Annotated in this window: 10 protein-coding genes; 7 read left to right on the top strand and 3 right to left on the bottom strand. The window is 54.0% G+C overall.

Going from position 1 to position 11,749, the window contains the following annotated elements; translation table 11 throughout:
• Entirely contained in the window at nt 1-915 is a 915-nt protein-coding gene (locus OGX84_RS04445; RefSeq protein WP_012134232.1) for an Rpn family recombination-promoting nuclease/putative transposase, read from the bottom strand.
• 201 nt (nt 916-1,116) lie between these two features.
• Here OGX84_RS04445 and mdtM point away from each other — a divergent pair, with 201 nt between their 5' ends.
• From mdtM to trpS, 7 genes are all read left to right on the top strand, one after another.
• Nucleotides 1,117-2,358 carry a multidrug efflux MFS transporter MdtM gene (gene mdtM, locus OGX84_RS04440; RefSeq protein WP_112001233.1) on the top strand — a complete coding sequence of 414 codons (1,242 nt, stop codon included), beginning with the start codon at nt 1,117-1,119 and terminating at the stop codon, nt 2,356-2,358.
• A 97-nt stretch (nt 2,359-2,455) separates the two neighbouring features.
• Nucleotides 2,456-3,736: a DUF445 domain-containing protein gene (locus OGX84_RS04435; RefSeq protein WP_058669144.1), complete on the top strand. Its 1,281-nt coding sequence runs from the start codon at nt 2,456-2,458 to the stop codon at nt 3,734-3,736.
• A gap of 82 nt (nt 3,737-3,818) precedes the next feature.
• Nucleotides 3,819-4,970, top strand: coding sequence for a double-cubane-cluster-containing anaerobic reductase (locus tag OGX84_RS04430; RefSeq protein ID WP_286457488.1), 1,152 nt, complete (start codon nt 3,819-3,821; stop codon nt 4,968-4,970).
• 9 nt (nt 4,971-4,979) lie between these two features.
• Nucleotides 4,980-5,747 carry a putative 2-hydroxyacyl-CoA dehydratase activator YjiL gene (gene yjiL, locus OGX84_RS04425; RefSeq protein WP_112001237.1) on the top strand — a complete coding sequence of 256 codons (768 nt, stop codon included), beginning with the start codon at nt 4,980-4,982 and terminating at the stop codon, nt 5,745-5,747.
• Nucleotides 5,744-5,995, top strand: a complete 252-nt coding sequence (locus tag OGX84_RS04420) for a putative Se/S carrier protein (RefSeq protein ID WP_012134241.1) — start codon at nt 5,744-5,746, stop codon at nt 5,993-5,995. Before yjiL ends, OGX84_RS04420 begins: the two co-directional genes overlap by 4 nt.
• 116 nt (nt 5,996-6,111) lie before the next feature.
• Entirely contained in the window at nt 6,112-7,302 is a 1,191-nt protein-coding gene (locus OGX84_RS04415) for an MFS transporter (protein WP_112001239.1), read from the top strand.
• 253 nt (nt 7,303-7,555) lie between these two features.
• Nucleotides 7,556-8,563, top strand: coding sequence for a tryptophan--tRNA ligase (gene trpS, locus OGX84_RS04410; RefSeq protein WP_058668523.1), 1,008 nt, complete (start codon nt 7,556-7,558; stop codon nt 8,561-8,563).
• Nucleotides 8,564-8,970: 407 nt separating this feature from the next.
• On the opposite strand, the gene OGX84_RS04405 is transcribed toward trpS, so the two are convergent.
• Both OGX84_RS04405 and OGX84_RS04400 read right to left on the bottom strand, forming a co-directional pair.
• Nucleotides 8,971-10,233, bottom strand: a complete 1,263-nt coding sequence (locus tag OGX84_RS04405) for an aromatic amino acid transporter (RefSeq protein ID WP_012134247.1) — start codon at nt 10,231-10,233, stop codon at nt 8,971-8,973.
• Nucleotides 10,234-10,339: 106 nt separating this feature from the next.
• On the bottom strand, nt 10,340-11,710 hold the full coding sequence (locus OGX84_RS04400; protein WP_049010418.1) for a tyrosine phenol-lyase: 1,371 nt from the start codon (nt 11,708-11,710) through the stop codon (nt 10,340-10,342).
• Nucleotides 11,711-11,749: the final 39 nt, after the last annotated feature.

Genomic DNA, 11,749 nt, shown 5'->3' with positions numbered 1-11,749 from the left:
TTAGTGGTTCAGTGCGATAACCTCTTCAACAGCAAGTCCGGTGATACGTAAAACCGTATCGCGATCGATGCCGTCTTCCAGCATTGTACGCGCGATACGCTGCGCCTCAGCCCGTTGGCCTTGCTGTAAGCCTTGCTGCATACCCTCCTGGCGACCCGCTTCATGTAATCGTTCAGCTATCGTCATCAGACTCTCCTTGTGTTGGGGGGAACGTTCGGCCACCTCGTGAATAAACTGGCTAAAACGAGATGCATCGCCGCACTGCATCATATAATTAAACAGCACTTTAAGCTGGCTGTCGGTAGTGTATCCCATCACCAAAAGTGAGGCCAGTTGCTCCACCAGCCCCATCAGGTCACGCTGGCGGATATGTTTTTGTATCAACTCCAGCAAGGCAATACGCCGATGTTGCATGATCTCACTATCCGGCGTCACGGTGATATCCACCAGCGGAAAGGCCGCAGCATAAAGCCGCCTCGCCAGTTCCGGGTCGGCAAACTCATCCAGCCAGCATAAGGAATAGGGATAGGGGCTGTCGATACCGTGATAAAACAACATCGGCACCACCAGAGGGAGTCGTTTATGCCCGGCATCCAGGTGATGTTGCATCGCGGCAATCGCATAACGCATCAAACGAAACGCCATATGCGCATCCGGTGAACTCTGATGCTCAATCACAACATAAATATAGCCATCTCCCCCTGTCGTTTTCAGCGACCAGAGCACATCAGAATAATAAGCGCGCAAATCCTCCTCGATAAAGCTCCCGGACTCCAGCTTCAGCGTGCTCAAGTCACAAAGCTCAAGCAGCGCAAGAGGAAGATGGATTTCAAGAAAATCACGTGCGGTGTTGGGGTGACATAAAAACGTTTTGAAAACCGCATCATGCGGAGTGGATGTCGTTCCTTTTTTCATGGCAATCCATCGCGTGTTAAACAACCCGGCGTCACCTTACCTTGTCAGGATGCCAACGACATTCGGTATTATGCGTTGCTGCGAGGCGCTATCAACGATAAATTCACCTTTCTGCAAGGCGTACATTTTTTCTGAATACGCCACGCAGAAATGTATCACTGTACCCGTTCAGGGTTTTCTCCGACATGGAGTGCGATTTATATGCAACGGATACGTCAATTTTTCTCCCGGCGCGCGACAACGCTATTTTTCCCGATGGCGCTGATTCTGTACGACTTTGCCGCCTATCTGTCGACGGATTTGATTCAGCCGGGCATCATCCATGTCGTGCATGATTTCAATGCCGATGTCAGTCTGGCTCCGGCATCCGTCAGTCTCTATCTGGCCGGAGGGATGGCATTGCAGTGGTTGCTCGGCCCGCTTTCCGACCGGATTGGCCGCCGACCGGTGCTGATTACGGGCGCGCTTATTTTCACCGTTGCCTGCGCCGCCACGCTCCTTACAACGTCAATGACACAGTTTCTGGTCGCGCGTTTCATTCAGGGCACCAGCATCTGTTTTATCGCCACGGTCGGTTACGTTACCGTGCAGGAAGCCTTCGGCCAGACCAAAGCCATAAAACTGATGGCGATCATCACCTCAATAGTTCTGGTTGCGCCGGTTATCGGCCCGCTCTCAGGCGCTGCGCTAATGCACTTTGTCCACTGGAAAGCCCTGTTCGGCATTATTGCGCTGATGGGGCTGATCGCCCTGTGCGGCCTGGCGCTGGCGATGCCAGAAACGGTACAACGCGGCGAGGCACCGTTTAGCATTCCCGCCGTCCTCCGCGATTTTCGCCACGTTTTTCACAACCGGATTTTCCTCTTCGGCGCCGCAACGCTTTCGCTGAGCTACATCCCGCTAATGAGTTGGGTGGCGGTCTCGCCAGTAATCTTAATCGACGCGGGCGGCATGACCACCGCGCAGTTCGCCTGGGCGCAGGTGCCGGTGTTTGGTGCGGTAATCATCGCCAATATGATGGTCGCTCGGGTGGTGAAAGATCCCGGCGATCCGCGTTTTATCTGGCGCGCGCCGCCGATACAGCTTGTCGGTCTGGCCATCCTGATCGCAGGAAATCTGCTGTGGCCTCATGTCTGGCTGTGGTCAGTGCTGGGCACCAGTCTGTACGCTTTCGGGATCGGGATGATTTTCTCGACGTTGTTCCGCTTTACGCTGTTTTCCAACACTCTGCCTAAAGGCACCGTCTCAGCGTCGCTGAATATCGTCATCCTGACAGTCATGGCCGTCGCTATCGAAGTCGGACGTGGGTTGTGGTTTAACGGCGGCAAGATTCCGTTTCATCTGCTGGCGGTGGTGGCAGGAATTGCGGCGGTGTTCACATTGAAAGGGCTATTACAGCGCGTGCGTCAGTATGAGGTGACTGAACTGGCAACTGAGAAATAAACTCATGCCTGATAGCGCTACGCCAGAAGGCCTTCACCGCAGGTAGCCCGGGATGATCTTTTGCACGATCCCCCCGTCTGGCTCTATTCTTAACGCTATGAATAAAATTGCTGAACTCAAACGCGCCAAACGACTGGCGCTCTCGCTGCTGCTGATTGCCGCCGCCACGTTCATCACGACGCTTTTCCTGCCGCCAAATTTTTGGGTACTCGGCATTAAAGCCATTGCGGAAGCGGCAATGGTGGGCGCACTGGCGGACTGGTTCGCCGTCGTGGCGCTGTTTCGTCGGGTGCCGATCCCGTTTATCGCGCAGCATACCGCCATTATCCCGCGTAATAAGGATCGAATCGGCGAAAATCTTGGCCAGTTCGTGCAGGAGAAATTTCTTGATACCCAGTCGCTGGTCGCGCTCATTCGCCGTCATGAACCGGCCTTGCTGATCGGCAACTGGTTCAGTCAGCCGGATAACGCCCGGCGGGTTGGGATGCATTTGCTGCAAATCATGAGCGGTTTTCTCGAACTGACGGACGACGCACGTATTCAGCGCCTGCTCAAGCGGGCGGTACACAAAGCGATCGATAAAGTGGACTTCTCTGGCACCAGCGCGTTAATGCTGGAGAGCATGACCAAAAACGATCGTCATCAGGTACTGCTGGACACCCTGATCGCGCAGTTGATCGCCCTGCTTCAGCGCGACAGCTCACGCGCGTTTATCGCGCAGCAAATCGTGCGCTGGCTGGAGACGGAACATCCGCTAAAAGCAAAAATTTTACCGACCGAATGGCTGGGGGAACACAGCGCAGAACTGGTTTCCGATGCAGTGAATTCGCTGCTGGATGATATCAGCCACGACCAGGCGCACCAGATCCGCCACGCCTTCGATCGCGCCACCTTTAAGCTGATCGACAAACTCAAAAACGATCCAGAGATGGCCTCCCGGGCGGAAAGCATCAAAGCGTACCTGAAAGAAGATGAGGCGTTTAACCATTATCTTGGTGAACTCTGGGCTGATTTACGCCAGTGGCTGAAGGCAGATATTAACGCAGAGGGTTCCCGCGTGAAGCAGCGGATCGCCCATGCCGGGCAATGGTTCGGCGAAACGCTGGTGGCGGATGATGCCCTTCGCGCTTCGCTCAACGGCCATCTGGAACAGGCTGCGCACCGGGTCGCGCCGGAATTCGCCGCGTTTCTGACGCGCCACATCAGCGACACAGTAAAAAGCTGGGATGCCCGCGATATGTCACGCCAGATAGAGCTGAACATCGGCAAAGATTTGCAGTTTATCCGCGTCAACGGCACGCTGGTCGGCGGCTCCATCGGGCTGGTGTTGTATCTGCTGTCGCAAATACCGTCCCTGCTGACGTTACCCAACTTTTAAGCAGATCAATAAACACCTGGTTTTTACAGGGTTATAATGCGTGGTCTTTTCATTGTCTCCCGTGTTACGGGGAAGGAAAACCATGTCGCTTATCACCGATCTACCCGCCATTTTTAACCAGTTCTCCGACGCCCGTCAGAAAGGCTTTCTCACCGTCATGGATCTTAAAGAACAGGGGGTTCCACTGGTCGGCACCTACTGCACGTTTATGCCGCAGGAGATCCCGATGGCGGCTGGCGCGGTTGTCGTTTCCCTGTGTTCAACATCGGACGAAACCATCGAAGAAGCCGAAAAGGATCTGCCGCGCAACCTGTGTCCGCTAATCAAAAGCAGCTACGGCTTCGGCAAAACGGACAAATGCCCCTACTTTTATTTTTCCGATCTGGTGGTGGGCGAAACCACCTGCGACGGCAAAAAGAAAATGTACGAATACATGGCCGAATTTAAGGCCGTACACGTCATGCAACTACCCAACAGCGCCAATGACGCCGCCTCCCGTGCGTTATGGAAAGCAGAGATCCTGCGTCTGCAACAGGCTGTGGAAACGCGTTTTGGCCACCCCATCAGCGAAGCCGCCCTGCGCGACGCGATCGTATTGAAAAACCGCGAACGCCGCGCGCTGGTCAATTTCTACCGCGTCGGCCAGCTTAATCCTCCTGCTCTTAGCGGCAGCGATATCCTGAAAGTGGTGTACGGCGCGACGTTTCGTTTTGATAAAGAAGCGCTTATCGACGAGCTCAACGGCATGGCTGACCGCGTGCGCCAGGAGTGGCAGGACGGCAAGCGGCTGGACGCCCGTCCGCGTATTCTGATCACCGGCTGCCCGATTGGCGGCGCGGCAGAAAAAGTGGTACGCGCCATTGAAGAAAACGGCGGTTGGGTCGTCGGATTTGAAAACTGCACGGGGGCAAAAGCCACCGAACAGTGCGTTGAAGAGACGGGCGATGTCTATGACGCGCTGACCGACAAATACCTCGCAATTGGCTGTTCCTGCATTTCGCCCAACGACCAGCGGCTGACGTTGCTCAGCCAGATGGTAAAGGAGTATCAGGCGGACGGCGTCGTGGATGTGATTTTGCAGGCCTGTCATACCTATGCCGTTGAGTCTATGGCGATTAAGCGCCACGTACGCCAGCAGCACAACATCCCTTATATCGCCATCGAAACGGACTACTCCACTTCGGATATCGGGCAACTCAGCACCCGCGTCGCGGCCTTTATCGAAATGCTGTAAGGAGCGCCCGTGACGTATTCGATTGGCATTGATTCCGGCTCCACGGCGACAAAAGGCGTTTTGCTGGCGGAGGGCGTTATCACACGCCGTTTCCTCTGCCCCACGCCGTTTCGCCCCGCCGATGCTATCCACGAGGCGTGGGAAACGCTAAGCGCAGGGCTGGACATGCGCCCGTTTCTGACGCTAACCGGCTACGGACGCCAGTTGGTTGATTTTGCCGATAAACAGGTGACGGAAATCTCCTGCCACGGGCTGGGGGCGCGCTTCCTGGCTCCTGAAACCCGCACGGTCATCGACATTGGCGGCCAGGACAGCAAGGTTATTCAACTGGATAACGACGGTAATCTCACCGACTTTCTGATGAATGATAAATGTGCCGCCGGAACCGGGCGTTTTCTGGAGGTGATTTCGCGCACCCTCGGCGCCAGCGTGGATCAACTGGATACGATCACCGACGGCGTTGAGCCTCATGCCATCACCAGCATGTGCACGGTTTTTGCCGAGTCTGAAGTGATCAGCCTGCGCTCTGCGGGCGTTGCGCCAGAAGCTATTCTTTCCGGCGTGATCAACGCGATGGCCAGACGTAGCGCCAATTTTATCGGGCGACTGTCTGCCGGGGGACCTTTGCTGTTTACCGGCGGCGTCAGCCACTGTGCGGCATTCGCGCGTATGCTGGAAAGACACGTTGCGATGCCGGTTTACACCCATCCTGACGCGCAGTTTGCCGGGGCCATTGGTGCGGCGCTGATTGGTCAACGCCAGAGAAAACGCGGATGACGGAATATCTGTTTTTATTTCATTCGACGGTGGGCGTCATTCAGACCCGCAAAGCGCTTCAGGCTGCGGGAATGACCTTTCGGGTGGCGGATATTCCACGCCAGCTACGCGGCGGCTGCGGGTTATGTATTTACCTGCGCTGTCCCCCCGGCGAAGAAACGCGGTGGATTATCCCCGGTCATACCGAATCCATCTATCGCTGTGTGGATGATGGCTGGCACTGCGTAAAAACGATCGACGCCTGCTGAATTTCCCAACGCGTATACCTTGCCGGGCTCTCACACACCCTCTATTTTTTACTTTTTATTATCATTTACACATGTAATATAACAAACACAAATTAACGCGCTAAGTGAGAGCAAGTATGGTTCAGGGCAATGCCGATTCAAACCGTCATGCCATCAGTACGGCACTCTTCGGCTTAATGGTACTAACGCTGGGAATGGGGATCGGACGTTTTCTGTATACCCCTATGCTACCGGTCCTGCTGTCTGAAGGTCAGTTTACCTTCGCGGCGCTTTCCTGGATTGCCAGCGCCAACTACGCGGGGTATCTGGCGGGCAGCCTGTTGTTCTCCTTCGGCGCCTTTCACCTCCCTTCTCGCTTACGGCCAATGCTGTTGACATCGGCGGTAGCAACCGGAGGATTAATCCTTGCGATGGCGATATTTACGCAACCTGCCATCGTGATGCTGATCCGTTTTCTGGCCGGGGTCGCCAGCGCCGGAATGATGATTTTTGGCTCGATGATCGTCCTGCAACATACCCGTCACCCGTTTGTGATTGCGTCGCTTTTCTCCGGCGTTGGCGCCGGTATCTTGCTGGGCAACGAGTATGTTATCACCGGTTTACGCTATGCGCTTTCTTCCCATGCGCTGTGGTCAGGCGCTGCCGTTATCTCCGCCGTGTTACTGCTGCTCCTGGCGTTCCTTATCCCTGCCCGCGCCCACGCGTTGCCGCCCGCTCCTCCGGCGCCGACGCATAATCCGCTGATGCGCTGGTGGCAACTGGCGCTGCTGTATGGCTTCGCCGGATTTGGCTACATCATCGTCGCCACCTATCTGCCGCTGATGGCGAAAAACGCGGGCTCGCCGCTACTCACCGCCCATCTCTGGTCACTGGTGGGACTGGCGATCGTTCCCGGTTGTTTTGGCTGGCTGTGGGCGGCAAAGCGCTGGGGCGTATTACAATGCCTGACGGCGAATCTGCTGATTCAGGGGGTCTGCGTCATACTCACGCTCGCCAGCGACGCACTGCCGCTTCTCATTATCAGCAGCATTGGTTTTGGCGCGACGTTCATGGGGACAACCTCTCTGGTGATGCCGCTGGCGCGGCAACTGAGCGTGCCTGGGAATATCAATCTGTTGGGTCTTGTCACGCTTACCTACGGCATCGGTCAGATCGTCGGCCCACTGTTAACCAGCCTGCTAGGCAGCGGCACGGAGGCGATCGCCAGCGCAACGCTTTGCGGCGCTGCGGCCTTATTTTTCGGCGCCGTCATCAGCATGATTCAGCTTGTTAAGCAGCGGCAGTTTACGCAAAAAAGAGAATGCTGAAGAGCGCTGATGGCAAGCAGAGTGAACAGGTTGCCCATTAACAACCCTGACATAGCAGGTTTACCCCTGCGTTTAACCGTGATACGGTCATTTTTATGAACAAACAGACTGCGATTCCCCAACGCCATAACCGCTGGTGGCTGCCTGACTAAAGGCGGCACGGTTCTGTTTTATCCTCGTATTAATAGCCGCCGAAAGGCGGCTATTGCGTTCCAGAGACGTCTTTCGGTTTTTTCACGTAAAGGAGTCTTTAATGAACACAAAACCCACCATTCTGACCGGCGATCGCCCTACGGGCGCCCTGCACCTCGGGCACTACATTGGCTCACTGCGCCAGCGCGTTGCTTTGCAGCATACCCATCAACAATTTGTGCTGATTGCCGACCTGCAAGGGCTGACCGATAACGGTACGAACCCGCAAAAGATCCGCGACAACATCCCGGAAGTGCTGGCGGATTATCTGGCCGCCGGTATCGACCCTGAACTCACCACGCTCTGCCTGCAATCCGCCTTACCTGCACTGGCGGAACTGACCATGCTGTATATGAATGTCGTCACTGTCGCCCGCGTAGAGCGTAATCCGACGGTGAAAAATGAAATTGCGCAGAAAGGCTTTACCCGCTCGTTACCGGTCGGATTTATGGTCTACCCCATCAGCCAGGCGGCGGATATCACCGCGTTTAAAGCGGAATATGTGCCCGTAGGAGACGATCAGTTGCCGATGATCGAGCAGACTAACGAAATCGTACACAAGATGAACAGCCTGTTGCCTGCCCCGCTACTACGCCACTGTCAGGCGATTCTGAGCGACACCGGCCGTCTGCCCAGCATTGATGGCGGCGCTAAAATGTCAAAATCTCTCGGCAATACCCTGCAACTCTCCGCCAGTGAAGATGCGATCCACAAAGCGGTTAGCGCCATGTACACCGATCCTCACCACCTTAACGTCAGCGATCCGGGTCAGATCGAAGGAAATGTCGTGTTCACCTGGCTGGATGCCTTTCACCCGGACAAAACGAAAGTCGCGGCGATGAAAGCGCATTATCAGCAGGGCGGGCTTGGCGATCGCACCTGTAAAAACGAACTGGAAACCTGTTTGCAGGAGTTGATTGCCCCAATGCGCGAGCGGCGGGCAACCTATATTCAGGATAAAGGCATGCTGATGCAGATACTGCAACAAGGCAGTGAACGGGCGCATGAGGTCACACAGACAACGCTACGGGAAGTGAAACGCGGGCTGGGATTGCCCGTACTATTTTAACGCTTGTCAACCCGGCGGCAGGGTTGCCGATCGTGTTACTCCTCCACATTTTGCAGAGTGAACAAAAAGCTTTACACCGCGCACACGATAAGAACGACGCGGCGATCTTTTACGCAATGCCTGCGCTGACTAAAATAGCGCCTGCATTTTAAACAGAGGATTGTTGTTATGTTGTTCTGGAAAAAGATGGTGAAGAAGATCGACGCATTCTCAACGTTGATTCCACCACGCTACTTCCGGGTGTAAATCCAGGCAGGCCTGTCAGCGACAGGCCTGATTGCTTTTGTGAGTTTTATTCTTGCGCAGTCCGCATTTTCTTAACACCACCACCCACACCCTCAGCCAGGCGTAACGATAAACCAGCGGATGCTGTAACCTGAGTAATGTCAGAAACATAGCGCCTCCCGCTAACGGAACGTCGGCAGTAAACCAAACACATCCAGCACCACCGTCAGATACACAATCCCTCCGCCGACAATCACCAGATTCAGCACCGTATTGTTACAGGGGGCGGTATAACGCGCCGTGGCAAAACGCTTACGGGACGCTTTCACCAGAAATGGCGGCAGGATCACGCTCCAGATGGTAAACGCCAGTCCCGCATAGCCAATCGCGTGGACAAAACCATTCGGGAAAAAGAAACAGACGGCAGCGGGCGGGAAATAGGTCACCAGCGCGGTTTTCAGTCTGCCGATGCCGTTATCCGGGAAGTGGAACAGATCGGCAATATAATCAAACAGACCCAGCGTAGCGGCCAGCAGCGAACTGGCAACGGCAAAGTTACCGAAAAAGGTCAGGATTAAATCCATATAGCGACTGGTAAACAGCCCACTGATGGCTTCCACAAACACATCAATATTGCCGCCTTTGGCAATGATCGGCGAAAACTCGGCGCGGCTGATATTGCCCATCGTCACCGCCAGCCAGAAGATATAGAGCAGCACGGCAAACAGGGTGCCAATCACGATGGAGCGCGTAATATGGGATACGCCGTGGGTGCCATACAGTTTCACCAGACTCGGCACATTGCCGTGAAAACCAAAGGAGATAATGCAGAACGGCAGCGTCATCAGAATATAGGGCAGATATTGCGTATTCGGCAGTGCGATGGCGACGCTATCGACCAGTTTCGCCACCTCAATATGGCCGATTAGCCCGGAGAACGTGGCAAAGAACGCCACAAACTTACCGACGATCAGAATGGTGGTGATCCGCCCGACCAGCAGCGAGCTATACCAGGCGATTACGCCAACCAGCATACTGACGACAATAACGGAGATGTTTGCCGGGAAACGAAAACCGCTATATTTAAACACCGTCTGCGCCATCACCGCCGATGACCCGGAGATATACGCATAGGTTAAAATATAGAGTACAAAACCAAAGGCGATGCCAACCACGATATTCCACTTTCGCCCTAATAGATCCTGAGTAAAGGTGTTAAAACTGGCTCCGGCACCATAGTGAAGGTTCACTTCCACCAGCATCAGGCCGGTTAATAACATCATGATGGCAATAACGATCAGAATAACAGAGGCGCCGGGAAACCAGACTCCCGCCATCGCAATAGGCAGGGAGAACATTCCCCCGCCGACTACTGTTGCGATGACAAGCATCGTCCCGCTAATAAGTCCGGGGGAACTCTGTCGTTCAATGGCATTAATATCCATGATAAATGTTCCTGTTGACTATTAATTATAATTACGGCTGTCATTTGTACATCTTCGGATAATAAAAAACAAAAAGCCCCATTTAAAAATGGGGCTATCAATACCATTAAATATAATCAAAACGTGCAGTAAAGAAGCGCAACTGCTTAGGCTCATAAATAAACTTCAGCCCGCGAATATCCTCTTTATGCTTATAGAGTTTAATAATGCCATCGGCCACCACATCCATATGCGCATAAGTATAAACGCGGCGTGGAATAGTCAGGCGTACCGTTTCCAGTTTTGGCCGGTGGTGATCGCCCGTCTCTTTATTACGCCCTGCGGAGATAATGCCACGCTCCATGCTGCGCACGCCCGTTTCCATATAGATGCTTGCCGCCAGACTCTGCGCCGGGAACTGGTCCTGGGTCAGGTGTTCGCAGAAGCGACGAGCATCAAGGAATACCGCATGGCCGCCTACCGGTTCAACAATCGGCACACCTGCCGCCTTCAGCTTATCGCCCAGATAACGAACCTGCTTCACGCGGTGCTCGATGTACTCAAACTGCATGGATTCACGCAGACCAATGGCCATTGCTTCCATGTCGCGCCCGGCCAGACCGCCGTAGGATGGCATCCCTTCATATACCACCACCAGCTCTTTAGCCGCCGAGAACATCTCATCATCGTTCATGCACAGGAACCCGCCGATATTCACCAGGCAGTCTTTTTTCCCGCTCATGGTACACCCATCGGCGTAGCTGAACATCTCATGGACGATCTCTTTGATGCTCTTGTTCTCAAAGCCTTTTTCCTGCTCTTTGATGAAATAGGCGTTCTCTACGCAGCGGGTTGCATCGTAGAAGACTTTGATGCCATGCGCCTGCGTCAACTCCCTGACGGCACGCATATTCGCCATCGAGACCGGCTGACCGCCCGCAAGGTTCACCGTCACCGCCAGACAGATATAGGCAATATTTTCAGCGCCCTTTTCGTCAATCAGTTTTTGCAGCTTTTTAAGATCGATATCGCCTTTAAAGGCGATATTCAGACCGGCATCGTGCGCCTCATCACGGACGATATCCACAAAGGTGGCGCCATTTTTTTCCTGATGATAACGCGTGGTAGTGAAATACATATTCCCTGCAACATATTGCCCCGGTTTAATCGCCAGCTGCGATAGCAGGTTTTCCGCCCCGCGCCCCTGGTGCGTAGGAACAATATGTTTAAAGCCAAACAGCTCCTGAACCGTTCTTTCCAGATGATAAAAGTTTTCACTGCCTGCGTAGGCCTCATCACCAATCATCATCCCGGCCCACTGCTTATCACTCATGGCGTTCGTACCACTGTCCGTCAGCAGGTCGATATAGATATCTTTCGAGTTCAACAGGAAGGTATTGTAGCCCGCTTCCTGCATTTTTTGGATGCGCTCATCACGCGAGATCATAGATACAGTTTCAACGCTTTTAATACGGAAGGGTTCTGCCGGATAATTCATTTTGTTTCTCCAGTTAACAGTGGTCATGTTCGTATTAAT

It is taken from the genome of Citrobacter sp. CK202 (assembly GCF_030333225.1).
In the GTDB taxonomy this organism is placed as follows: Bacteria; Pseudomonadota; Gammaproteobacteria; order Enterobacterales; family Enterobacteriaceae; genus Citrobacter_B; species Citrobacter_B koseri.
Note: the sequence above shows the minus strand (reverse complement) of the source record. Positions and strands in the feature narration are given on the sequence as shown.